The organism is Sphingomonas sp. PvP056, assembly GCF_040549155.1.
Taxonomy (GTDB): domain Bacteria; phylum Pseudomonadota; class Alphaproteobacteria; order Sphingomonadales; family Sphingomonadaceae; genus Sphingomonas.
In genome coordinates this window covers 178,366-202,044 of the sequence record NZ_JBEPST010000003.1, presented here as the reverse complement: position 1 = coordinate 202,044, position 23,679 = coordinate 178,366, and the positions used below count along the sequence as shown (strand labels likewise).

Below are 23,679 nucleotides of genomic sequence, written 5' to 3'. Positions count from 1 at the left end.
CTCGGCTTCACAGGCCCCCGAACCGCCGCTGCCGTTGCCCGAACGTGGCAATGGCATCCGCAAACGTATCCGCATCGAATTCGGGCCACAGCGTGTCGACGAACAACAGCTCGGCATAAGCGGCCTGCCAGAGCAGGAAGTTGGACAGGCGAACTTCGCCCGATGTGCGGATCAACAAATCAAGCGGCGGCAGATCGCGCGTTTCGAGTTCGTGTTCGAACATCGCTTCATTGATCGACGCAGGATCGAGCATGCCGTCCCGCGCCTGTTCCGCCAGACGGCGTGCGACCGAAGCGATTTCCGCCTGTGCACCGTAGTTTAGGGCAATGACAAGGATCGGGCCGCTATTGACCGCGGTGCGCGCGACCGCGTCGTCGATCAGCCGGACCAGATCCGGACTGAAACGCCGATAGTCTCCAATCACGCGGAGCCGTACGTTGTCGCGGATGAGTTCGTCGAGGTCGCTGCGGATGAACAGCCGTAGCAACCCCATTAGATCGCTGACTTCCTCTTCCGGACGACGCCAGTTCTCGCTGGAGAAGGCGTAGAGCGTCAGTACCTCGATGCCGAGCGTGCGCGCCGCGCGGGCAACGCGCCGAACGGCTTCGACGCCTTGGCGATGCCCGGCAACGCGCGGAAGCAGGCGCTTTTTCGCCCAGCGCCCGTTGCCATCCATGATGATGGCGACATGACGCGGCAGGACGACACCGCTTGGATCCGGTGCCGTCGCCCGATCGGCAGCCGGGGCGGCGAACGGCCTCACTTCCCCAGGATTTCCTTTTCCTTGGCGGTCGCGGCAGCGTCGATTTCGCCGATCGTCTTGTCGGTCAGCTTCTGCACTTCGGTCTCGAGCTTCTTGCGCTCGTCCTCGCTGTAGACGCCCTTTTTCTCGTCGGTTTTGAGGCTATCCATGCCGTCCCGGCGCACGTTTCGCGCAGCAATGCGCGCGTCTTCAGCATACTTGCCGGCGAGTTTAGCCAGTTCCTTACGGCGTTCTTCGGTCAGATCCGGAATCGGGAGACGCAGCGTGGTGCCGTCGACGATCGGGTTGAGCCCCAGACCGGCCGAGCGGATCGCCTTGTCGCACGGACCAACGTTCATCTTGTCCCACACCTGCACCGAGATCATCCGCGGCTCGGGCACCGAGACGGTCGCGACCTGGTTGAGCGGCATCTGTGCGCCGTAGACTTCGACCGTCACCGGATCGAGCAGCGAGGTCGACGCACGGCCCGTGCGCAGGCCACTGAGGTCGCCCTTCAACGATTCGATGCTGCCGGCCATGCGGCGCTCGAGATCGGCCTTGTCATATGCGGCCATGATTATGCTCCTGTCTCTGCCTGGACGACCGTGGAAACGCCTTCGCCCCGCAGCACCGCGGCAAGATTGCCGGGCTCGCGGATGTTGAAGACGACGATCGGGATATTGTTGTCACGGCACAAGGCGATCGCGCTCGCGTCCATGACCTTGAGGTCCTTCGCGAGCACGGTGCCATAGCCGATCGTGTCGTAGCGCTTGGCCGTGGGTACGAGCTTCGGGTCGGCGTCATAGACGCCGTCGACCGAAGTGCCCTTGAACAGCGCGTCGCACTTCATCTCAGCGGCGCGCAACGCCGCACCGCTGTCGGTGGTGAAATAAGGGCTGCCGACGCCAGCCGCGAAGATCACGACGCGGCCCTTCTCCAGATGGCGCTCGGCGCGACGGCGGATGAACGGCTCGCAGACGCTCGCCATCGGGATCGCAGACTGGACGCGGGTGTCGACGCCGATCTGCTCGAGTGCATTCTGTACCGCGAGTGCGTTCATCACGGTCGCGAGCATGCCCATGTAATCGGCGGTCGCGCGCTCGAAGCCCTTGGCAGCGGCGGCCAATCCACGGAAAATGTTGCCACCCCCGACGACGACGCAGACCTCGAACCCTTTAGAGCGGGCATCGGCGATTTCACCCGCGACACGCGCGGTGACGGAGGGATCGATCGACAAACCGCCGGGGCCCATCAGGACCTCGCCCGACAATTTCAGCAGGATACGTTTGAAGTTAGGGTTTGGCACGGCAATCCGAACGGCAATGGGCAGGCGGCGCGGACCTTATCGGGGCAGCGCAGCGATTGGAAGCGTGGAAACCATGCCGGAGCGCCATGACGCGCGCATTGGCGTACAGTCATCGCGTGCATCCGGCAGGTCGTCGCGACGTGGCAGGGCGGATCGCCGGTGCGCTTGTTGCCAAGCGCACCGACGATCGCAGACGTTCAGGCGGTAGGCTGGGGAACGCCCGATGCCGCAGCGACTTCTGCTGCGAAATCGGTGGCTTCCTTCTCGATGCCTTCACCCAGCTGGAAGCGGACATAGTCCTTGAGCTCGATCGACTTGCCCGCTGCCTTGGCGGCATTGGCAACGACGTCCGAGATCTTGGTCTTGCCGTCCATCACCAGCAGCTGGCTGACGAGCGCGTTTTCCTTGCGGTACTTGGCGATCGCGCCATCGACCATCTTGGCGACGATGTCGGCGGGCTTGCCGCTCTCGGCAGCCTTTTCGGTCGCGATCGCACGCTCGCGCGCGACGATCTCGGGGTCGAGGCCGTCCTCGTTGAGCGCCAGCGGGAAAGCGGCCGCGATGTGCATCGCGATCTGCTTGCCGAGCGGCTCGAGCACGTCAGCGCCGGCATCGCTCTCGAGCGCGACGAGCACGCCGATCTTGCCGAGGCCCTGTGCTGCCTGGTTGTGGATGTACGGGATCACCGCGCCCTGCGTGACTTCGAGGCGCTTGGCGCGACGCAGGTTCTGGTTCTCGCCGATCGTCGCGATGTTGTTGGTGAGCGTCTCCTCGACGGTCTTCTCGCCGAGCGATGCTGCCTTGATGACGGCGATGTCGTCGCCGAGGCGGAGCGCAACCGCGGTCACGTCACGGACGAAGGTCTGGAACTGCTCGTTCTTCGCAACGAAATCGGTCTCGGAATTGACTTCGACCGCTGCACCGATGGTGCCGTCGACTTCGACGCCGATCAGGCCCTCGGCCGCGGTGCGGCTGGACTTCTTGGCGGCAGCAGCAAGGCCCTTGGCGCGCAGCCAATCCATCGCCGCGGTCATGTCGCCGGCAGCTTCGGTCAGCGCCTTCTTGCAATCCATCATGCCCGCGCCGCTCTTCTCGCGCAGGTCCTTCACCGCAGCGGCAGTAATGTCGGCCATGTCACTTATCCTCTTGTGTGTCAGATGCGGTTTTAGACGGGGCAGAGCGATGCCCTACCCCGTCCCTATGTCAGTTCTACGACGCTTACGCGTCGATCTGGCGCTCGGCCTCTGCGACCATCTCAGCCTGCAGCGCAGCGTCGCTGGCCGGCGTGATCTCGCCAGCCGGCTCCGACGGCGTGGTGTCGATCAGCGCTTCCTCGGCGGGCGGTGCTTCCATCGAACCGATGTCCTGGCGGCGAGCAAGCTGCTCGTTGCCACCGCGGGTCGCGGCGATCGCGATCGCTTCGCAATACAGGCGGATCGCCCGGCTTGCGTCGTCGTTCGCGGGAACCGGGAAAGCGATGCCGTCCGGCGAGACGTTCGAATCGAGGATCGCGACGACCGGGATACCCAGCGTGTTGGCTTCCTTGATCGCCAGCTCTTCCTTGTTCGCGTCGATCACGAACATCACGTCGGGGATGCCGCCCATGTCGCGGATGCCGCCGAGCGACAGCTCGAGCTTGTCCTTCTCGCGGGTCAGCTGAAGCACTTCCTTCTTGGTCAGGCCGACGGTGTCACCCGACAGCTGCTCTTCGAGCGTCTTCATGCGCTTGATCGAGTTGGAAATGGTCTTCCAGTTGGTGAGCATGCCGCCCAACCAGCGATGGTTGACGAAGTGCTGACCCGAACGACGTGCTGCGTCCGCGACGGGCTCCTGCGCCTGGCGCTTGGTGCCGACGAACAGAACCTTGCCACCGCCGGCGGTTGCTGCCGAGACGAACTCGAGCGCGCGCGCGAACAGCGGAACGGTCTGCGAAAGATCGAGGATGTGGACGCCGTTACGGTCGCCAAAAATGTAAGGCTTCATCTTCGGGTTCCAGCGATGCGTCTGGTGGCCGAAGTGTGCGCCAGTCTCGAGCAGCTGCTGCATGGAAACGACAGGTGCCGCCATAGATAATTCCTTTCCGGTTGGTCCTCTGGGAAGCGAGTAATCGATTCGGGGTGAAACCCCTGCACGACACCGGTGATGTGTGCTTCCCATGCGGTGTGAGGTCGCGCCCTTACCCAATCCCGCCGTGGAGGGCAAGAGCCAGAAACCTGTTGCGTGCGGAACGAAGATGGAACATACCGTGTTCACCGCAAGAACACGGAACGATGCCCGCGGCTACGGGTTGGCCTTCCTGATCCTGCTCTGAGACATAGGAACGAGCGATGATGATGGTGACGGGCATTCTGGTCTTCGCAAGCGCATTCGCCGCCAGCGCATCGGTATTCTGGTTGACGCTGGTCCCCGCGCTCCCGCGGATCGTGGCGTTGTTGCGTGATGGTGTCGATCCGGCGGTTGCAGGGCGTCCGGTTCTGACCGTCAGTGAGCCTCGTGCTCGGGCGCGGGCTCGGATGCTGCCGACGCCGGCAACACCACGCTTTGCAGTCCGCGCTGCCGCTTGATCCGTCCGTACGCCGCGACGCTGAACGGCAGCGTCGCGAGATAGGCGACGCACAGGAACGTCAGCGTATGCCAGGGTGCCGAGATCAACGCGGCACCCAGCAGCACCACAAAGGCGATCGCCTCGAACCGGATATGCGTGCGTAACCGCAGCGACGACCAACTGAACGTCGCGACGCTGGACACCATCAGCACCGCCATCGCGGCCACCCACGGTGCGACCAGCAGCGGCGAACGCCAGAAGTCCAGGCCGGTCCAGAACCACAGATACAGCGGCAGCATCGCCAATCCAGCGCCGACCGGCGACGGGGCGCCCGTCAGGAAGCCGGCGGATTTGTGCGGCTGTTCCACCACGTCGATCGCCGCATTGAAGCGAGCCAGGCGAAGCGCGCAGAACACCGCGAAGATCAGCGCGCACAGCCATCCAAGCCGCGGCAGATCCTTCAGCGACCACAGATACAGGATCAGCGCTGGCGACACGCCGAACGAGATCGCGTCGGAAAGCGAATCAAGCTCGGCGCCGAAACGGCTCTCGCCGCGCACCATCCGCGCAATCCGTCCGTCGATCCCGTCGAGCACGCTGGCGATCATCACCATCAGCACCGCGGTTTCCCACTGGCCCGAAATCGCGAAGCGGATCCCGGTCAGCCCCGAGCACAGCGCAAGCGCAGTGACCGCGTTGGGCGCTACGGTTCGCAATGGCAGTCCACGCGGCGATGGTCGACGCACCGGCCGGCTCATGCCGTTCCTTCCAGCGCGCTCATTGCGCGACGCCGGTTGCCGCGCTTGCCCCGACGCGTCCCAGGATCGTCTCGCCGGCCACGCTGCGCTGGCCCAGTACGACCTGACAGGCACAATCCTCGGGCAGATAGACGTCCAGACGGCTGCCGAACCGGATTAGCCCGATCCGCTGACCCGCGGCGACCATGTCCCCCGGCTTGACGAACGGCACGATCCGGCGCGCGAGCAAACCGGCGATCTGGGTGAAACCAACCCGACGCCCGTCACGCCCCTCGACCACCAGATGCTGCCGCTCATTGTCCTCGCTCGCCTTGTCGAGCTCGGCATTAAGGAACTTGCCGGAAATGTAGACGACCTGCTTGACCGTACCCGCAATCGGGGTGCGGTTGATGTGAACGTCGAACACCGACATGAATACCGACACGCGCACCAGGGGTGCCTCGCCGAGCCCATTGGGGCCAGCGAGCTCGCGCGGTACCGGCATCCGCTCGATCATCGAGACCAGCCCGTCCGCCGGCGAGATGATGAGGCCGTCGCCCGACGGCGTGACCCGCACGGGATCGCGAAAGAACAATGCCACCCACAACGTCAGGCCGATCAGCGGCCAGGCGACGAACCAGCCGAGCCAGATCAGCGCGATCAACGCGACGACCGCGGCGATGACGACATATTTGCGCCCCTCGGGGTGCAGGTCCGGCACGCGCCATTTGGCGGTTTCGGGGCTCGGCGACGAATGGCTTGGTGGTATCATGCGCCGACCCTAACCGACCGGCTGGTTTGTCACAATCGTCAATGCCGGTCGGCTTGCGCGGGTTGATCGATCCGGCCCATGCTCCTAGACGCTACCCGCAAAACCCCCACAGGAAAGTGCGTGATGGCGAAGATCAAGGTAAGGACGCCCGTTGTCGAGATCGACGGCGATGAGATGACCCGGATCATCTGGCAGTGGATTCGCGAGCGGCTGATCCTGCCGTATCTCGATATCGATCTGGAATATTACGACCTCGGCATGATGAGCCGCGATGGCACCGACGACAAGATCACCGTCGACAGCGCCAAGGCAATCCAGAAGTACGGCGTCGGCGTGAAGTGCGCGACGATCACCCCGGACGAGCAGCGCGTCGAGGAATTCGGCCTCAAGAAGATGTGGAAGTCGCCCAACGGCACGATCCGCAACATCCTCGGTGGCACGATCTTCCGCGAGCCGATCGTGATCAAGAACGTCCCCCGCCTGATCCCGGGCTGGACGCACCCGATCGTCGTCGGGCGCCATGCGTTCGGCGACCAGTATCGCGCGACCGACTTCCGCGTTCCCGGCCCGGGCAAGCTCAAGCTGGTGTTCGAGGGCGACGACGGCGAAGTGATCGACCGCGAGGTGTTCCAGTTCCCGACGTCGGGCGTCGCGCTCGCTATGTACAACCTCGACGATTCGATCCGCGATTTCGCGCGCGCCTCGATGCACTACGGCCTGAACCTCAAGTGGCCGGTGTACCTGTCGACCAAGAACACCATCCTGAAGGCCTATGACGGCCGCTTTAAGGACCTCTTCGCAGAGGTTTTCGAGAGCGAATTCAAGGACAAGTTCAAGGAAGCGGGCATCGTCTACGAGCATCGCCTGATCGACGACATGGTCGCATCGGCGCTCAAGTGGCACGGTGAATTCGTCTGGGCGTGCAAGAACTATGACGGCGACGTCCAGTCGGACCAGGTCGCACAGGGCTTCGGCTCGCTCGGCCTGATGACCTCGGTGCTGCTGACGCCGGACGGCAAGACGGTCGAGGCGGAAGCGGCCCACGGCACCGTCACGCGTCACTTCCGCCAGCACGAGCAGGGCAAGGCGACGTCGACCAACCCGATCGCGTCGATCTTCGCCTGGACCGGCGGCCTCAAGTATCGCGGCAAGTTCGACGGTACGCCCGAGGTGACGCAGTTCGCCGAGACGCTTGAGCGCGTCTGCATCAAGACGGTCGAGGATGGTCACATGACCAAGGATCTCGCGTTGCTGATCGGCCCGGAGCAGCCGTGGATGACGACCGAGCAGTTCTTCGAGCAGGTTCGCCTCAACCTCGAACAGGCGATGGGCGCTTCGGCCTGATCGCATGACGGTGCGTCGCCCGGAACATGGTTCCGGGCGACGCAGCGGATTTTCACGACCGAGACTGCCGTCGGGAAGTTATTTCACGACATAAGCTGACAAGCATGACGAATGTCGCTTAGATGCCCGCATGCCCTCAGCCCTTGCCAATGCCGGATTCAGTGACGCCCTCGTAATTCTTGGGGCAGCCGGCCTCGTGATCCCGGCATTTGCCCGCGCCAAGATCAGCCCCGTCATCGGGTTCATTCTGGTCGGATTGCTTGTGGGTCCCTTCGGGCTTGGCGCATTGGTCAGCCAGTTTCCCTGGCTTTACTACATCACCATCTCCGATCCGCATTCGATCGAGCCCTTTGCCGAATTCGGCATCGTGCTGCTGCTGTTCTCGATCGGGCTGGAACTGTCGCTCAAACGCTTGTGGTCGATGCGGCAACTCGTTTTCGGGACGGGCGCGGCACAATTGCTCGTCGCGGGCGCGATACTGGGGCTTGGCCTGCATCTGCTGACGGCGCTGCCGTGGACCGGGGCGATGGCGCTGGGCATCGCCTTGTCGCTTTCGTCCACCGCCCTCGTCTTGCCGATTGCGGGGACGACCAGTCCGGTTGGTCGGACCGCCTTTGCGATGCTGCTGTTCGAGGATCTGGCGCTGGTCCCGATCATCTTCGTGCTCGCAGCGCTCGGGCCGATGGCGGCGGACAGCGGGTGGACCGGCCTTGCGCGGGTCGGCGTCGCCGCATTCCTGACCGTGGGGGTGTTGTTCATCGGCGGGCGGCTGATCCTCCCCAAATTGTTTGCGCAGGCTGCGCGGACCAAGAGTCCCGAGCTGTTCCTCGCGGCATCGCTGCTCGTCGTGATCGTCGCGAGCCTCGCCACCACTGCGGCGGGGCTCTCGCCGATCGTGGGCGCGCTGCTTGCGGGGCTGCTGATCGCGGAAACCGATTATCACAGCGAAGTCGAAGTGATGACCGCCCCGTTCAAGGGGCTCGCGCTGGGCGTGTTCCTGATCACGATCGGGATGAGCGTCGACCTTGCGGCGATCGCGGCCAACTGGCTCGGCTATCTTGCGGCGATCGCCGCGGTGGTCGCGGTCAAGGCGGTGGTAACGTATTTGCTGTTGCGCGGCAGCGGCATCCGCGGCGGGGTGTCGGTCGAGGCCGGGGTGCTGATGGGCAGCCCGTCCGAGACCACGCTGATCGTGCTGGGTGCGGCGGCACAGGCTCAGCTGATCGCAGCCCCGACGGCGAATTTCTGGCAAACCGTCACGGCGATCGGCCTGACGATCACGCCGTTGCTGGCGATGCTCGGGCGCCGCTGGGCGCGACGGATCGAACAGAGCGTCGGCAACGAAGCCGAACTCGAGATTCCCGAGGAAGGCCCCGGGACCGTGGTAATTGGCTTCGGTCGCGTCGGACGGATGGTGTGCGACATGCTGACGGTCCACGAGCAACGCTATGTCGCGGTCGAGGCCGATATCGATGTCGTCACCGCGGCGCATGCGGAGGGCTATCCGGTGATCTTCGGCGACGTCATTCGCCCCGAACTGGTCGACCGGCTCAATCTCGGTCGCGCCAAGGCGCTGATCCTGACGATGGACGACCCCGTGCTGAGCGTCGCGTTGACGCGGCGTGCGCGCAACTGGGTTCCGGACCTCGCGATCGTCGTGCGCGCCCGCGACACGCAACATGCCGCTGAGCTCTACCGCGCGGGTGCGACCGACGCGGTGCCCGAGACGCTGGAGAGCTCGTTGCAACTGGCGGAAGCGGTGTTGACCGATCTGGGTGTCGCGGTCGGGCCGGTGATCGCGTCGATCCACGAAAAGCGCGACGAACTGCGGCAGGAGATCAAGGCCGCGGCGGAAATGACGACCGCCCCGCGGTTGAAGCGCGTCCGGGCGCCGCGTGGGATGGACAGCAAGACTGCGGTTTGAGGGCGGCGGACGGACACACCGTTCGTTTCCGCCTTCCTTTCTTTTGACGCCTCCCCGGCGAAGGCAGCGGCCCATGAGCGGAACAGGAGATTGCTGGCGATGGCGCTTCGTTACCTTGGCCATCGCTACTGGACCCCGGCCTTCGCCGGGGAAGCGCAGAAGCGGGGGCGCTAGCCTTCCACGCCACCCCGACCAGCCTTACCCCGCGAGATGAGCCCGAACCGCCGCAACCGCGTCCGCCGCCTTGGCACCATCCGGACCGCCGCCCTGTGCCATGTCGGGGCGCCCACCGCCGCCCTGCCCGCCCAGCGTCGCGACCGCAACGCGCAACAAGTCGACTGCGCTATGCGACCCAACCAGATCCGCCGTCAGCCCGACCGCAACCGATGCGCGGCCTTCGTTGACCGCGACGATCATCGCGATTCCCGAACCGATCCGCTGCTTCATCTCGTCGACCGTGCCGCGCAGGCCCTTGGGATCGAGCCCCTCGACCACCTGGCCGAGGAACGCGACACCGCCGACCTCTTCCGGACCGGCCACCGCGCCGCCCGAACCGCCGCCGAGTGCAAGCGCCTTCTTGGCATCGGCCAGTTCGCGTTCCAGCCGCCGCCGGTCCTCGACCAATGCCGCCACGCGCGCAGGCACCTCGTCTGGCGACGATTTCAATGCCGCCGCCGCTTCGCGCAACTTGGCGTCGCGTGCGGTCAGATAGTCGCGCGCTGCCTCGCCGGTCAGCGCCTCGACGCGGCGAACGCCGGAGGACACCGCGCCCTCACCGATTACCGTGAACAGTCCGATATCACCCAATGCGCGGACATGCGTTCCGCCGCACAGTTCGAGCGAATAGGTCTTGCCGCGCTCGCTGCCCATCGAAACGACGCGGACCTCGTCGCCGTATTTCTCCCCGAACAGCGCCATCGCGCCCTCGGCGATCGCTTCATCCGGAGTCATCAGCCGCGTATCGACCAGCCCGTTGCCGCGGATCTGCGCGTTGACGTCGGTCTCGACCTCGGCAATCCGCGCGGGATCGATCGCGGTCGGCTGCGAGAAATCGAACCGGAGCCGCTCGGGCGCGACGAGGCTGCCTTTTTGCGCGACATGCGCGCCGAGACGCTGGCGCAGGGCCTCGTGCAGCAAATGCGTCGCCGAGTGATTGGCGCGGATCTGGTCGCGGCGGGTGGCATCGACGGTCAGGTGCAGCGCATCGCCGACCGCGATGCCGCCCTCGCCGATGCGCGTTACATGCGCGAACACGCGACCGAGATACTTGCGCGTATCCTCGACCACGCCGTGCACGCCCGGTGCGGTGAGCGTGCCGGTATCGCCGACCTGACCGCCGCTCTCGGCATAGAACGGCGTCTGGTTGACGACGATCTCGACCGTTTCACCCACATCAGCGCGCTCGACCTGCTTGCCGTCGCGGACGATCGCGACGACGACGCCCTCACCCTCGACCGCGCTATAGCCGATGAACTCGGTGCCGCCGTTGGCCTCGGCGATGTCGAACCACACGTCGTCCGACGCGCGCTGGCCCGAGCCCTTCCACGCCGCGCGTGCCGCGCGCTTCTGCTCCGCCATCGCGGCGTCGAACCCGGGACGATCGATCCCGAAGCCCTGGGCGCGGAGCGCGTCCTCGGTCAGATCGTAGGGAAAGCCGAACGTGTCGTAGAGTTTGAACGCCGTTTCGCCCGGCAGCGTCGCACCCGGCTCCATCGCCGCGGTCGCTTCGTCGAGCAGCCGCAAGCCGTTGACCAGCGTCCGGCGGAATTGCGTTTCTTCCTGCAACAGGGTCGATTCGATCGCCGCCTGCGCCCGCACCAGTTCGGGATAAGCCGCGCCCATCTCCGCCACCAGCGCGGAGACGAGCCGGTGCATCAAGGGCTCCTTCGCGCCAAGCAGATGCGCATGACGCATCGCGCGGCGCATGATCCGGCGCAGCACATAGCCGCGTCCCTCGTTGGACGGCAGTACGCCATCCGCCACCAGGAAGCCCGCCGAGCGTAGATGGTCCGCGATGATACGGTGGCTCGCCTGCGTGTCGCCGGTGGCGGGCGTGCCCGTCATCGCCGAGGACGCGGCGATCAGCGCCTTGAACGTGTCGGTATCGTAATTGTCGTGGACGCCCTGCAACACCGCGGCGATCCGCTCGAGCCCCATGCCCGTGTCGATCGACGGCCGCGGCAGCGCGGTGCGCGCGCCGTCGGCGGTCTGCTCGAACTGCATGAAGACGAGGTTCCAGATTTCGACAAAACGGTCGCCGTCCTCGTCGGGCGATCCCGGTGGGCCACCGAAGATATGGTCGCCGTGGTCGTAGAAGATTTCGGAGCACGGCCCGCATGGCCCGGTGTCACCCATCGACCAGAAATTGTCGTTGGTCGCGATGCGGATGATCCGCTCCTCGGGCAAGCCGGCGATCTTGCGCCAAAGGTCGAACGCCTCGTCATCGGTATGATAGACGGTGACGGTCAGCCGGTCGGGATCGATCCCCCATTCGCGCGTCAGCAGGTTCCACGCGAGCGTGATCGCGCGTTCCTTGAAATAGTCGCCGAACGAGAAATTGCCGAGCATCTCGAAGAAGGTGTGATGCCGCGCGGTATAGCCGACATTGTCGAGATCGTTGTGCTTGCCGCCGGCGCGTACGCACTTCTGCGACGAGGTGGCGGTCACGTACGGACGCGATTCGAGGCCAGTAAAGACGTTCTTGAACGGCACCATCCCGGCGTTGACGAACATCAGCGTCGGGTCGTTCTGCGGGACGAGCGGCGCGGACGCGACCTTGGCGTGCCCGTTGGCCGCAAAATAGTCGAGGAAGCTACGGCGGATGTCGTTGGTCGACGTCGGGGACTGGGTCATGCGCGGTGGCTTAGGCGAGCCGCACGGGCTTCTCAAGTATGCCGCGCGTCCCGAATGCGGATCGTTACCCTAACGGCTGATCGATCGAGGTTGGCGGGACGCTGAACCATTTCGGCCCGCTCGCGGTGATGTGGAAGCAATCCTCCAGCCGGACGCCGAACTTGCCCGGGAGATACACACCGGGTTCGTCCGAGAAGCACATGCCTTCCGCCAGTTGCGTCGTCTCGCCGTGGACGAGGTTGACCGGCTCGTGCCCGTCAAGCCCGATCCCGTGTCCCGTACGATGCGACAGGCCGGGGAGGCGATAGCGCGGGCCATAGCCGAGTGTCTCATAATAGCGCCGCACCGCATCATCCACTGCCCCGGCAGCGACCCCGAGCTGCGCGGTCTTGAAGGCCAGCGCCTGCCCGTTGCGGACGTCCTGCCAGACCTTGCGCATGTCCTTGTCCGCGCCGCCATAGACGAAGGTGCGCGACACGTCGGATTGATAGCCCTGTACGGTGCAGCCGCAGTCCATCAGCACGATCTGCCCGTCGGCGACGACTTGCGGGTCCTTGCTGCCGTGGGGAAAAGCGGCGGCAGGGCCGATCAGCACCAGCGAGAATTCGGGGCTGCCCCCCAGTTGCTTGGTCGCGGCATTCATCAGCGCGGCGATGTCGGCGGGTTTCATGCCCTTTTCGACGCGCGGCCAGGTCCAGCGATAGGCGGCGATCGTCACATCGGTCGCGGTCTGCATCAGCGCGATCTCGGGCGCGGTCTTGCGCATTCGTACAGCGCGGACGACGGGGTTGGCGGAAACGATTCGCGCGCCCGGCAAGGCGTGCGCCAGCCCGTCCACCGCGAAATAGCGCACCGTCTCCTCGATCCCGACCGGATTCGTTGCGAGCTTTCGCTCTTTCAGAAAGCCCGCGATGAGCGCGTGCGGGCTTTCGTCTTCCTGCCACACTCGCACCTCGGCGGGGATGTCGAGCGTCTGGCGGACCGAGGGTTCCTCGAAGAACGGCGTGACGATGCACGGCTCGCCCTCGACCGGCAGGATTGCCGCGGTCAGCCGTTCGCTGCGGCCCCAGCGGATGCCGGTGAAATAGGTAAGGCTCGATCCCGATTCGATCAGCACCGCGCCGATCCCGTTCGCCCGCATCAGTGCTTGCGCGCGCGCAAGGCGCGAGCGGCGTTCTTCGGGGCCGATCGGTGCGGTCCCGCCGGTGATGTCGCGCAATCCCGCGAGATCGGGTTCGGCGGCGCGCAGGACACCGCTGGCGGACAGGGCGGGAAGCGCTAGGGCGGCGGACGCGAAAGCGCGACGGGACAGGTTCATGGTATCAGTCTGGCAGCGTGCGTGCCGCGCCGCAACGCGCGTCTCGCTTGACCGAGCGCGCTTTCTCCCGTTGATGCGAGCCGAACGATCGAGGACGAAGCGTGGCGAAGCGGCTGACACTGTATATTTTGATCGGCCTGGTGCTGGGTTTGATCGTCGGCTGGGCGATCAACCAGCAGATCGTCGACGGCACCGCGGCGGGGACCGCGCGCGCCAAGGAAATCGCGAGCTACTTCTCGATCATCACCACGATCTTCCTGCGCCTGATCAAGATGATCATCGCGCCCCTCGTCTTCTCGACGCTCGTCGTGGGGATCGCGCACATGGGCGACATCAAGGCGCTCGGACGGATCGGCGGGCGGACGATGGCGTGGTTCATTTCCGCCTCGCTGGTGTCGCTGACGCTGGGCCTCGTGCTGTTCCACGGGATCGAGTTCGTGATCGACCTGGTCTCGCCGGGCAGCGGGTTCGGGCTCAAGCTGCCGCCCCCCGATGCGACCGTCGGGCTCGACGAGAAATCGTTCAACCTCACCAATTTCGTGACCCACATCGTGCCGTCCTCGGTGGTCGAAGCGATGGCGACCAACGAGATCATCCAGATCGTCGTCTTCTCGATCTTCGCCGGTGTCGCGCTCACCGCGATCGGCGAGAAGGGCGCGCCGATCGTTCGCGGGGCCGAGGCGCTTGCGGCGATGATGCTCCAGATCACCGATTACGTGATGCGCGTCGCGCCGTTCGCAGTGTTCGCAGCGATCACCGCGACGATCGCGGTCAACGGGCTCGGCATCCTGTGGACGCTCGGGCTGTTCGTCGGGAGCTTCTATATTGGGCTGGCCGCGCTGTGGATGCTGCTGTTCGGCGCGGCGTTCGCGATCATCGGGCCGCGCGCGCTGACGCTGGCGCGCTATATCGGCGAGCCGATCCTGCTCGCTTTCTCGACCGCCTCGTCGGAGGCGGCATATCCCCGCACGCTTGAGGCGCTGGCGCGCTTCGGCGTACCCCGCAAGATCGCGAGCTTCGTGCTGCCGCTCGGCTATTCGTTCAATCTCGACGGGTCGATGATGTACATGACCTTCGCGACACTGTTCCTCGCGCGGGTCTACGGCGTCGATCTGTCGATCGGGCAGCAGATCGTGATGCTGCTGGTGTTGATGATCACGTCCAAGGGCATCGCGGGCGTGCCGCGCGCGTCGCTGGTCGTGATCGCGGCGGTGATGGGGCAGTTCGGCATTCCCGAAGCAGGGCTATTGCTGATCCTGCCGGTCGACCAGTTCCTCGACATGGGGCGGTCGGGCACCAACGTTGTCGGCAATGCGGTGGCGACGGCTGTCGTGGCAAAGTGGGAGGGACCGCTCGATGCTGCCGAGGCGCCGGAGATCGAACCACCGCATGCGCCGAGCCGGGGGTAGGCAGGAGGGACGCTCACCCCCTCTCTTGCTTCCCCGGCGAAGGCCGGGGCGCAGTAGCGCTGCCAACGTAATCACGGACTGCGCTCGCCACGGCGACCTGTCCTCCTGGGCCCCGGCCTTCGCCGGGGAAGCACCAATCAAGTCTGGCGGCTTGTCCGCCCCGCCCCTACAGCGTCCAGATCGCGACGTTCCCCACCAGCACCAACGCCATCACCAGCAGCAACACACCCTTGCGCACGTCGCTCCGCCGCCAGATCATCGCCGCGCCTCCGATCAGGCACGCAAACGCCGCAAGCATCGCGATCGCGGGGGCTATCGATTCGATCCCGCTCACGCCGCATCTGCCAGCACGGCGGCATAAGCCGCGCGGTCGACGTTACCGCCCGACAGCAGCACCAGCATTCCCGGAACCGGGGCGACCTTCCCCGCCAGGATCGCCGCCAGCGCAACGGCCCCGCCGGGCTCGACCACCAGCCGCAGCGTCTCCGCCGCCCAGCGTTGTGCGGCGCGGGTTTCCGCCTCGCTCACCGCGACGCCCGTGGCGCGGCACCGCATCAGGACATCGAAGGTCAACGCCGACACACGCTGCGTCTGAAGCGAATCGCATGCGGTCGACGGCGGCGACTCCCCGACCGGTTCGATCCGTCCAGCCGCCAGCGACCGTCGCATGTCGTCCCACCCGACCGGCTCGACGACCGTCATGCGCACGCCCGGCAGCGCCAGCGCGAGCCCCGCAGCAAGACCGCCGCCCCCGCAAGGCACCACCACCTGCGTGACCTCACCGAGCCCGAGTGCCGTCAATTGCGCGGCGGCCTCGACCCCAGCGCTGCCCTGCCCCTCGATCACCCAGGGATCGTCGAAGCTCGGCACCAGCACCGCGCCGCGCGCTTCGGCAAGCCGGGCGGCGATCTCCTCTCGGCTTTCGGTCGCGCGGTCATAGCTGACGATTTCCGCCCCCAGCGCCAACGTTCCGTCGCGTTTCGATTTCGGCGCGTCCGACGGCATGACGATGGTCGCTGGCATTCCGAGCCGCCTGGCCGCCCATGCGACACCCTGCGCATGATTGCCCGACGAGAAGGCAACCACGCCCTTTCCCCTGAGCGCAGGGTCGATCGCGGTGAGCCTGTGCCACGCTCCGCGCAGCTTGAACGCGCCCATCGGCTGCACGCATTCCGCCTTGAAGGCGACGGCAACCCCTTGGATCTCTTTGATAAACACCGGCGTTATAGGAACCACCGCGGCAATCTTCGCTGCGGCATCGCGGACCCCTGCCCGCGTAGGCTGTCTTAAAATTGTCACTGATTGTCTCCGCGGGTCCAAAACCGCTTTACATTGCAAAAGCGCGACCGTATCTCGCCCATCCGCTGCCCCATGGGACTTCCAACCGCAAGGCAGCTTTTTTCACCGTTCGGCGCAAGCCACTTGGAGGTCCCTTGAGTTGCACAAGCATCATCGCGCGCTGGGGTTAGCGAAGACCCCTTCGAACTCGGTTTCGGGTATCGACATCGCTCAGCAGCGGCCGGTTCAGCCGGTTACGCTGGTTCGTCCTCACGCGGCAGCGCGTGCGGCCAGGTTCTTCGTCGAGAAGTTCCCGGGTCGCTCGATGTATGCGGTCAAGGCGAATCCGGCTCCTGAGTTGCTCAAAATCCTTTGGGATGCCGGGATCACGCATTACGACGTGGCCTCGATCGCCGAAGTCCGGCTCGTCGCGACGACGATTCCGGGCGCGACCCTGTGCTTCATGCACCCGGTCAAGGCTCCCGAAGCGATCCGTAGCGCTTACTTCGATTATGGTGTCCGCACCTTCTCGCTCGATTCGATCGAGGAGCTGGACAAGATCATGGCGGCGACCGATCAGGCGACCGACCTGACGCTTTGCGTCCGGTTGCGCGTGTCTTCGGAGCATTCGAAGCTGAGCCTTGCATCGAAGTTCGGTGCCGCTCCCGGCGAGACCAAGGAACTGTTGTTCCGGGCTCGTCAGGCCGCGGATGCGCTTGGCATCTGCTTCCACGTCGGCAGCCAGGCAATGACGCCCGAAGCTTATGCCAACGCGCTGGAGCGAGTCCGTGCGGCGATCGTCGATGCGGCGGTCACGGTCGACGTGATCGATGTCGGCGGCGGTTTCCCGTCCTCCTACCCGGGGATGGAGCCTCCTCCGCTCGAGCGTTTCTTCGAGACGATCCACCGTGCGTTCGAATCGCTGCCGGTCAGCTATTCGGCGGAACTGTGGGCCGAGCCCGGTCGGGCGCTGTGCGCCGAGTACAGCTCGATCGTGGTGCGCGTCGAAAAGCGCCGCGGCGATGAATTGTACATCAATGACGGGGCTTACGGCGCGTTGTTCGATGCAGCACACATTGGCTGGCGTTTCCCGGTCGAGCTGTTGCGCGAGCCGGAGAGCCGTTCGAAGGACATGGCGTTCAGCTTCTACGGGCCGACCTGCGACGACATGGACCATATGGCGGGGCCGTTCTATCTGCCCGCGGACGTGCAGGCTGGCGACTATCTCGAAATCGGGATGCTCGGTGCCTACGGCTCGGCGATGCGGACCGCGTTCAATGGCTTTGGTTCGGACGAGACGGTGATCGTCTCCGACGAGCCGATGGTGTCGCTGTACGATGAAGCCATGCCGGACGTCGCGTCCAACGTCGTCACGCTGTAACAGGCGTTCCATAACACTCACGAATCGGAGGGGCGGTGCAGCGATGCGCCGCCTCTTCCCGGGTTTCCGCGTCCCCTCAACGACGGCGGCTGTTGAAAAGGGTATTATCCCATGACCGAAGTCCTCAACACCAACCGCAAGGCCGAGCTGCTCTCGACCACCGTCGAGCATATCGACATCACCAAGTTCGACGCGCGCCCGATCGTCGACGCGATGAAGAAGATGAGCTTTACCAGCCGCGACCTCGGTCGCGCGACCGACATCTACAACCAGATGCTGGCGGACAAGGATTGCTCGATCTTCCTCGTCATCGCGGGCTCGACCTCGGCCGGCGGTTGCATGGATCTCTATGCCGAGCTGCTGCGCAACAACATGATCGACGGCATCGTCGCGACGGGCGCGTCGATCGTCGACATGGATTTCTTCGAGGGCCTCGGCCACAAGCATTACCAGGCGCTCGAAGTGCCGGACGACGACACGCTGCGCTCGCTGCTGATCGACCGGATCTACGACACGTATATCGACGAGGAACAGCTCCAGCACGTCGACCACACGATTTTCGAGATCGCTGAGACGCTCGAGCCGCGGCCTTATTCGAGCCGTGAGTTCATCCGCGAAATGGGCAAGTATCTCGTCGAGCACGGCAAGAAGTACAACAGCCTCGTCAAGCTCGCCTATGAGCATGACGTGCCGATCTTCTGCCCGGCGTTCGTCGACAGCTCGGCAGGCTTCGGCCTCGTCAAGCATCAGGTCGATTCGGTGAAGGCGGGCAAGCCCTACATGGTGCTCGACGCGATTGCCGATTTCCGTGAGCTCACCGAGATCAAGATCAAGGCGGGTGTCACCGGCCTGCTGATGATCGGCGGCGGCGTGCCCAAGAACTTCATCCAGGACACGGTCGTCTGCGCCGAGATTCTCGGGCATGACGACGTTCAGGTCCACAAGTACGCGGTTCAGATCACCGTCGCCGACGTGCGCGATGGCGCGTGCTCGTCCTCGACGCTGCAGGAGGCGGCATCGTGGGGCAAGGTCAACACTGCGATCGAGCAGATGGTGTTCGCCGAAGCCGGGTCGGTCATGCCGCTGCTGGCATCGGACGCCTATCATCGTGGTCTGTGGAAGGACCGCGTCAAGCGTCGCTGGGGCGCAAGCTTCGATTGATCGGGTCAAGCGCCCGACATGCATAACCGACGCAAGGTTCTGGCGCTTTCCATAGGTGCGGCCGCAGCTCCCGCTGCGGCCGCTGCCCAGGGCCCGAGGGCTTTCCAACCCGGGGCATTGTCGCTGTCCGCAACGCCAAGCTGGCCGCCGCGCGAGAATTTCCCACTCTGGCCGGGTGCAGCGCCCGGCGCGCGAAACCCCGAGCCCCTGCCCCGATCCGAAATCACCGGGCGGACCGGCGAATATCACGACCTTTGGCTGCGTGGCGTGACACGCCCCGACGTCGGCGTGATCCGGCCACGTCGCCCCGATGGGCGCGCGGTTTTGATCATGCCCGGCGGGGGCTACAGCTTCACCTCGATCCGCAAGGAAGGGCTCGACGTCGCGCTAGTCCTGGCGGCGCGCGGGATCACCGGGTTCGTGCTCAATTATCGGCTGCCCGGCGAAGGCTGGGTCGATCGCGCCAACACGCCGCTGATGGATGCGCAACGCGCGATCCGCCTGATCCGCCACGGTGCCGAGCGCTACGGGATCGATCCACGCAGGATCGGCGTGCTCGGCTTCTCGGCGGGCGGGCATCTCGCCGCGTCGCTTCTCACGCAATATGAAGCGCCGGTCTATCGCCGGATCGACGCCGCCGACGCGCAATCCGCCCGCCCCGATTTCGGTGGGCTGATGTACGCGGTGTCGAACATGGATCAGGGTCGCAGCCACGGCGGGTCACGCGCCAACCTGCTCGGTCCCACCCCTGATCCAGCGATGGAACGCCGCTACGCCTGCGACCGCAACATCACGCGCGAGACGCCGCCCATGTACATCGTCCATGCGCAGGACGACCCGACAGTGCCTTTTACCAATGCCATGGACCTGTTCGCCGGCGCACGCGCTGCGCGAATCCCGGTCGAGGCGCACTTTCTGCTGCGTGGTGGGCACGGGTTCGGCGCGCGGTTGCCGACCACCGAAAGCGGGTCACTCTGGCCCGACCAATATGACCGCTGGATCGGTGAAGTCATGGGGCGGCGCTGATCCACGACATCAGTTGATCCCCCACGCCCGATCCGGCAGCATGGCTGCACAAACGGAGGGGGGCGTGATCGATGCATAGTGAAATTCTGAAACCCGTAGTGGTGCTGATCGCCTGGACGCTGGTGATGCTGGTGTGGATGGTGGTCACACGGCTTCCCGCGATGAAGGCATCAGGGGTCGATATCACGACGCTGGTCGGCACCAAGGCCGCGGATGCGGACGGACGACTCCCACCGCAAGTTCAATGGAAAGCGCACAATTACAATCACCTGATGGAACAACCTACGCTGTTCTATGCGGTTTGCGGCGTGATCGCGCTGACCGGCACCGGGGATGGCGCCAACGCCTGGATTGCATGGGCGTATGTGCTGCTCAGGATCGCGCACAGCGTGTGGCAGGCGACGGTCAACAAGGTGTCGGTGCGGTTCGCGCTGTTCCTCAGCGCGTCGCTGGCGCTGGTGGCGCTGACGTTGCATGCGGCGATGGCGGTGTTCGCCTACCACTGATCGCGGTTACCCGAACAGCCGCGCCATCGCACGTTCGAGCATGACGAGCTGCCACAAGGTTCGCCCATGCTCGGCGACGCCATTACGGTGATCCGCCGCGATCCGCGCGATCGTCGCGGGATCGAACCACCCGGATCCGACGAGAACGCGGGACCGTGACAGCGCCGCCGCCTCGTCGGCAAGTGGACCTCGGAACCACGCGCTGATTGGGGTCGCGCGCGCCATTTCGGGCCGATACAGCACGTCCTTGGGCAGATAGCGCTCGAGCGCCTTCTTCATCAGCCACTTGCCCTGCCCTCCGCGCAGCCGCATCCCCGCCGGGAGCCTTGCGGCGAACTTGACCAGCCGGTGATCGAGCAACGGTGCGCGCGTTTCCAATCCGACCGCCATGCTGGTGCGGTCCGTCCTGGTCAGGACGTTGCCGGGCAACCAGTGCTGGAGATCGGCATATTGCGCACGGTCCAGCGCATCGCGCGCGGGGGCATCGCGCATCGTCGTGACGTAGCGATCCTCCGCCCGGTGGCCCGACAGCGCGCGCCTTGCAGCGGCGGTGAACAGCGCAGCGCGTAGAGCAGGTGTCGTGACCCCGACCGAGCGGGCATATGCCTCCGCTCCATCGTCGGCGAGCGCCAGCAACATCGTCTTCGCGCGCAGCGGCCGCGGCGTCCAGTCGGGCTCGGGGTAATGCCGTCCCAGCGCCCCGAATAGGTTGCGTCGCAGGTCCGGCGACAGCAACCCGCGGACGCGCTCTTCCGCCACCTGGACCTTGTAGCGCCCGTAACCCGCGAAAGCCGCATCCGCGCCATCGCCCGACAATGCGACCGTCATGTCCTCGCGCGCGAGCTCGCAAAGGCGGTAGGCCGCAAGTGCGGACGCATCGGCGAACGGCTCGTCAAAGGCTTCGACAAGTGTCTCGATTAGCGCGTAATTATCCGGTGTAACCGTGCGTTCGCGATGCGCCGTTGCGAACCGTTGCGAAACTTCTGCAGCAGGACGACGTGCGTCGGGACCGGCGTCCTCAAACCCGATCGTGCATGTCCGGACGGCCCCGCGCGACGCTTCCGACATCAGCGCGACCACCGCCGAACTGTCGACGCCCCCCGACAGGAACGCGCCAAGCGGAACGTCCGCGGCCATCCGCGTCGTGACCGCATCGCGCAGAAGGGCCTGCAACTCCGCGGCAAGATCGCGCACGCTGCCCGTCGCACGCATAGAAAAGTCTACGTTCCACCAGCGTTGCGGCAACGGCACGGTTCGCCCGCGTTCGACCAGCATCGCATGGCCCGCGGGCAGCTTGCAGACGCCCGCGACGAGACATGTATCGTCGGGGACGTATCCGTACGCCAGGTAATCCTCGACCGCACGGATCTCCGGTTCGCGTCGCAACAAAGGATGCGCCAGTAACCCCTTGAGTTCGGACGAAAACGCCAGCGCACCGTCCGCGAGCGTAGTGTAATGCAGCGGCTTCACGCCGAGCCGGTCGCGCGCGAGGAACAGGCATTGCCGCCGCGCATCGTGGATCGCGACGGCGAACATCCCGTTCAGCCGCGGCAGCATCGCCGGGCCCCATACGTCCCACGCCTGCAGCAGCACCTCGGTATCGCCCGAGGTCTGGAAAACGGCACCGTGCGCCTCCAGTTCGGCGCGCAACGCGACGAAATTATAGATCTCACCGTCGTACGTAACCGTCAACGCGCCGTCGGCGCTGGTCATCGGCTGCGGGGAGCCTTCCACGTCGATGATCGACAGCCGCCGATGGCCCAGCCCGACACCCGGCGCGGTCCATACGCCGGCACCGTCCGGCCCACGATGCGCCTGCGCGTCCGCCATCGCCCGGACTCGGGCGGGGTCGACCGGCTTGGGCATCGACGGATAATATAACCCTGCAATGCCGCCCATCAGCGGGTCACGCCCGCAACCGCGACCGCGCGCTGTGTTTGCCCCGGTCGCCGAGCCCTATGCGTTTCCACCGTCACTACTTTCCGCATGCGTCTCCGTGTCATCAACGCGGTACCATGTCACGATGTCGCGTTCGATCCGCCCGCGTCCAACCATCCGAAGAGACGATCCGCCCGTCCTGCGTGGCAAAGCACCGATCCCGATACGGCTAGCCTGCTCGTGCAGTGTGCCACGTGCCGCCTCCCCATATCGCTTTGTCCCCGTGCCCGCTGCGTTCGCGCTTATTGGCGGTTGCAGCTGCATACCGCTTGAACAGCGTGATATCTGCGCAAGGATAATACGACGACGGCGACGGCGACGGCGACGGCGACGGCGACGGCGGCGGCGACGGCGGCGGGGGCATTACCCCTTGGTGGCAAAAAATGCCGGGCCGGTTCCGGCTTCGGCCCAGTCGACCAGCAGGGTCAGTACCCGACGCAACGCAACGTCCTGTTCTGCAATCCGCGCCTCCAGGACCGCGATGCGCCGCTCCATCGCGTCGGACGGCGGATCGCCCTGCGGCTCGGCGAGAGGCGGGGCAGCTTCTGGGTCGTTGCCCGCCTTCGGGCGTGGGCGAATGCGCGGCGTAATCAGTCTGGAGCCCGGCAGATCACCCGCAATGTCGGCGGACACCGACCGGACCGCCTCGGCATCGATCGTCGCCAACTGCTCCAACGCGCCCAACAGCAGCACGCGGCCTGCAAGCTGATTCAACCGCCGCGGAACGCCCTCCGACGCCGCGTACAGCGCAGTGAAGGCATCGTGAGTGAAGCGCGGGCGATCCGTCGCCCCGACCACCGCGAGCCGGTGGCGGACATAGGGTTCGACTTCCTCGGATCCCATCGGGTCGAGATGATGCACCGCAATCACGCGCTGGCGCAATTGCTCGAGCCGATCCGACCCGTACAGACGCTCCCGGAACGCCGGCTGCCCGAGCAGGAAGATCTGCAGCAAGGGTTGCGCAGCGATCTGGAAGTTGGAGAGCATCCGCAGTTCCTCCAGGCTCGTGATCGGCAAAGCCTGCGCCTCGTCCACGATCAGCAGCGTGCGCCGTCCGCCACGAACGATCGCCCGCAACCCTTGCTCGATCTGCGCGAGCAGTTGCGCCTTGGTCAGTCCCGTATCATTAACGTCGAGCCCGGCGGCGACCATCCGCAACAGGTCTTCCGCCTCGATCTGGGTGGAAACGATCGTGATGACGTGCAAACGCGACGGGGCGATCGTCGCGGTCAGATGTCCCGCCAGCGTCGTCTTGCCCGCGCCGATCTCGCCGGTGATGACGATGAAGCCCTCCCCCTGCGACAGACCGTAGCCGAGGTACGCCATCGCCTTGCGCTGCGTCGCGGTTTCGAACCAGAACTGCGGGTCGGGGGTCAGCTGAAACGGTCGTCCGGTCAGGCCATAATGATCGTGGTACATGTCATCGTCCTCGCCGCCCC

Annotated in this window: 20 protein-coding genes; 7 read left to right on the top strand and 13 right to left on the bottom strand. The window is 65.4% G+C overall.

Annotated elements, in window-relative coordinates; translation table 11 throughout:
• Positions 1-7: 7 nt before the first annotated feature.
• From uppS to ABIC17_RS08520, 7 genes are all read right to left on the bottom strand, one after another.
• On the bottom strand, positions 8-676 hold the full coding sequence (gene uppS, locus ABIC17_RS08550) for a polyprenyl diphosphate synthase (protein ID WP_502958441.1): 669 nt from the start codon (positions 674-676) through the stop codon (positions 8-10).
• 83 nt (positions 677-759) lie between these two features.
• Positions 760-1,317 carry a ribosome recycling factor gene (gene frr, locus ABIC17_RS08545; protein WP_010163691.1) on the bottom strand — a complete coding sequence of 186 codons (558 nt, stop codon included), beginning with the start codon at positions 1,315-1,317 and terminating at the stop codon, positions 760-762.
• 2 nt (positions 1,318-1,319) lie between these two features.
• On the bottom strand, positions 1,320-1,994 hold the full coding sequence (gene pyrH, locus ABIC17_RS08540) for a UMP kinase (protein WP_492724198.1): 675 nt from the start codon (positions 1,992-1,994) through the stop codon (positions 1,320-1,322).
• Between the two features lie 251 nt (positions 1,995-2,245).
• A complete protein-coding gene (gene tsf / locus ABIC17_RS08535) occupies positions 2,246-3,181 on the bottom strand; it encodes a translation elongation factor Ts (protein ID WP_354280945.1) in 936 nt (311 codons plus the stop codon).
• Positions 3,182-3,266: 85 nt separating this feature from the next.
• Complete coding sequence (gene rpsB / locus ABIC17_RS08530) at positions 3,267-4,115, bottom strand: 30S ribosomal protein S2 (protein WP_354280943.1); 849 nt, start codon at positions 4,113-4,115, stop codon at positions 3,267-3,269.
• A 414-nt stretch (positions 4,116-4,529) separates the two neighbouring features.
• Positions 4,530-5,351 carry a CDP-diacylglycerol--serine O-phosphatidyltransferase gene (gene pssA / locus ABIC17_RS08525; RefSeq protein ID WP_354280941.1) on the bottom strand — a complete coding sequence of 274 codons (822 nt, stop codon included), beginning with the start codon at positions 5,349-5,351 and terminating at the stop codon, positions 4,530-4,532.
• 19 nt (positions 5,352-5,370) lie between these two features.
• A complete protein-coding gene (locus ABIC17_RS08520; RefSeq protein WP_354280939.1) occupies positions 5,371-6,102 on the bottom strand; it encodes a phosphatidylserine decarboxylase in 732 nt (243 codons plus the stop codon).
• A 123-nt stretch (positions 6,103-6,225) separates the two neighbouring features.
• Between ABIC17_RS08520 and ABIC17_RS08515 the strand changes: the two genes are divergently transcribed.
• Positions 6,226-7,446 carry an NADP-dependent isocitrate dehydrogenase gene (locus tag ABIC17_RS08515; protein ID WP_354280937.1) on the top strand — a complete coding sequence of 407 codons (1,221 nt, stop codon included), beginning with the start codon at positions 6,226-6,228 and terminating at the stop codon, positions 7,444-7,446.
• A 130-nt stretch (positions 7,447-7,576) separates the two neighbouring features.
• Entirely contained in the window at positions 7,577-9,370 is a 1,794-nt protein-coding gene (locus ABIC17_RS08510; RefSeq protein WP_354280935.1) for a cation:proton antiporter domain-containing protein, read from the top strand.
• Between the two features lie 198 nt (positions 9,371-9,568).
• Here ABIC17_RS08510 and alaS read toward each other — a convergent pair whose 3' ends face one another.
• Together alaS and ABIC17_RS08500 are read right to left on the bottom strand one after the other, a co-directional pair.
• Entirely contained in the window at positions 9,569-12,223 is a 2,655-nt protein-coding gene (gene alaS, locus ABIC17_RS08505; RefSeq protein ID WP_354280933.1) for an alanine--tRNA ligase, read from the bottom strand.
• Positions 12,224-12,287: 64 nt separating this feature from the next.
• Positions 12,288-13,541 carry a M24 family metallopeptidase gene (locus ABIC17_RS08500; RefSeq protein ID WP_354280931.1) on the bottom strand — a complete coding sequence of 418 codons (1,254 nt, stop codon included), beginning with the start codon at positions 13,539-13,541 and terminating at the stop codon, positions 12,288-12,290.
• Between the two features lie 101 nt (positions 13,542-13,642).
• Here ABIC17_RS08500 and ABIC17_RS08495 point away from each other — a divergent pair, with 101 nt between their 5' ends.
• A complete protein-coding gene (locus tag ABIC17_RS08495) occupies positions 13,643-14,950 on the top strand; it encodes a dicarboxylate/amino acid:cation symporter (RefSeq protein ID WP_354280929.1) in 1,308 nt (435 codons plus the stop codon).
• A 166-nt stretch (positions 14,951-15,116) separates the two neighbouring features.
• Here ABIC17_RS08495 and ABIC17_RS08490 read toward each other — a convergent pair whose 3' ends face one another.
• On the bottom strand, positions 15,117-15,284 hold the full coding sequence (locus tag ABIC17_RS08490) for a hypothetical protein (RefSeq protein WP_354280927.1): 168 nt from the start codon (positions 15,282-15,284) through the stop codon (positions 15,117-15,119).
• Positions 15,281-16,195: a threonine ammonia-lyase gene (locus tag ABIC17_RS08485; RefSeq protein WP_354281651.1), complete on the bottom strand. Its 915-nt coding sequence runs from the start codon at positions 16,193-16,195 to the stop codon at positions 15,281-15,283. Before ABIC17_RS08485 ends, ABIC17_RS08490 begins: the two co-directional genes overlap by 4 nt.
• A gap of 193 nt (positions 16,196-16,388) precedes the next feature.
• Here ABIC17_RS08485 and ABIC17_RS08480 point away from each other — a divergent pair, with 193 nt between their 5' ends.
• The 4 genes from ABIC17_RS08480 (at position 16,389) to ABIC17_RS08465 (ending at position 20,302) form a co-directional block, all read left to right on the top strand.
• Positions 16,389-17,609: a type III PLP-dependent enzyme gene (locus ABIC17_RS08480; RefSeq protein WP_354280926.1), complete on the top strand. Its 1,221-nt coding sequence runs from the start codon at positions 16,389-16,391 to the stop codon at positions 17,607-17,609.
• Between the two features lie 111 nt (positions 17,610-17,720).
• Entirely contained in the window at positions 17,721-18,770 is a 1,050-nt protein-coding gene (locus ABIC17_RS08475) for a 1,9-bis(guanidino)-5-aza-nonane synthase (protein ID WP_354280925.1), read from the top strand.
• A gap of 117 nt (positions 18,771-18,887) precedes the next feature.
• Positions 18,888-19,796, top strand: coding sequence for an alpha/beta hydrolase (locus ABIC17_RS08470; protein WP_354280924.1), 909 nt, complete (start codon positions 18,888-18,890; stop codon positions 19,794-19,796).
• 71 nt (positions 19,797-19,867) lie between these two features.
• Positions 19,868-20,302, top strand: coding sequence for an MAPEG family protein (locus ABIC17_RS08465; RefSeq protein WP_354280922.1), 435 nt, complete (start codon positions 19,868-19,870; stop codon positions 20,300-20,302).
• 6 nt (positions 20,303-20,308) lie between these two features.
• Here the strand turns inward: ABIC17_RS08465 and asnB are convergent, their stop codons facing one another.
• The gene (gene asnB, locus ABIC17_RS08460) at positions 20,309-22,201 is read right to left on the bottom strand and encodes an asparagine synthase (glutamine-hydrolyzing) (protein ID WP_354280920.1); all 1,893 of its coding nucleotides are present in this window, start codon (positions 22,199-22,201) and stop codon (positions 20,309-20,311) included.
• Between the two features lie 402 nt (positions 22,202-22,603).
• Positions 22,604-23,659 carry an ExeA family protein gene (locus tag ABIC17_RS08455; protein ID WP_354280919.1) on the bottom strand — a complete coding sequence of 352 codons (1,056 nt, stop codon included), beginning with the start codon at positions 23,657-23,659 and terminating at the stop codon, positions 22,604-22,606.
• Between the last annotated feature and the right edge of the window lie 20 nt (positions 23,660-23,679).

What these genes read in the sequence shown, in the direction of transcription:
- rpsB (WP_354280943.1), bottom strand. Translation starts at nt 4,115, where the DNA reads ATGGCGGCACCTGTCGTTTCCATGCAGCAGCTGCTCGAGACTGGCGCA.
- frr (WP_010163691.1), bottom strand. Translation starts at nt 1,317, where the DNA reads ATGGCCGCATATGACAAGGCCGATCTCGAGCGCCGCATGGCCGGCAGC.
- ABIC17_RS08455 (WP_354280919.1), bottom strand. Translation starts at nt 23,659, where the DNA reads ATGTACCACGATCATTATGGCCTGACCGGACGACCGTTTCAGCTGACC.
- ABIC17_RS08515 (WP_354280937.1), top strand. Translation starts at nt 6,226, where the DNA reads ATGGCGAAGATCAAGGTAAGGACGCCCGTTGTCGAGATCGACGGCGAT.
- ABIC17_RS08520 (WP_354280939.1), bottom strand. Translation starts at nt 6,102, where the DNA reads ATGATACCACCAAGCCATTCGTCGCCGAGCCCCGAAACCGCCAAATGG.
- ABIC17_RS08465 (WP_354280922.1), top strand. Translation starts at nt 19,868, where the DNA reads ATGCATAGTGAAATTCTGAAACCCGTAGTGGTGCTGATCGCCTGGACG.
- tsf (WP_354280945.1), bottom strand. Translation starts at nt 3,181, where the DNA reads ATGGCCGACATTACTGCCGCTGCGGTGAAGGACCTGCGCGAGAAGAGC.
- ABIC17_RS08475 (WP_354280925.1), top strand. Translation starts at nt 17,721, where the DNA reads ATGACCGAAGTCCTCAACACCAACCGCAAGGCCGAGCTGCTCTCGACC.
- asnB (WP_354280920.1), bottom strand. Translation starts at nt 22,201, where the DNA reads ATGGGCGGCATTGCAGGGTTATATTATCCGTCGATGCCCAAGCCGGTC.
- ABIC17_RS08500 (WP_354280931.1), bottom strand. Translation starts at nt 13,541, where the DNA reads ATGAACCTGTCCCGTCGCGCTTTCGCGTCCGCCGCCCTAGCGCTTCCC.
- alaS (WP_354280933.1), bottom strand. Translation starts at nt 12,223, where the DNA reads ATGACCCAGTCCCCGACGTCGACCAACGACATCCGCCGTAGCTTCCTC.
- pssA (WP_354280941.1), bottom strand. Translation starts at nt 5,351, where the DNA reads ATGAGCCGGCCGGTGCGTCGACCATCGCCGCGTGGACTGCCATTGCGA.
- pyrH (WP_492724198.1), bottom strand. Translation starts at nt 1,994, where the DNA reads ATGGGCCCCGGCGGTTTGTCGATCGATCCCTCCGTCACCGCGCGTGTC.
- uppS (WP_502958441.1), bottom strand. Translation starts at nt 676, where the DNA reads ATGGATGGCAACGGGCGCTGGGCGAAAAAGCGCCTGCTTCCGCGCGTT.
- ABIC17_RS08510 (WP_354280935.1), top strand. Translation starts at nt 7,577, where the DNA reads ATGCCCTCAGCCCTTGCCAATGCCGGATTCAGTGACGCCCTCGTAATT.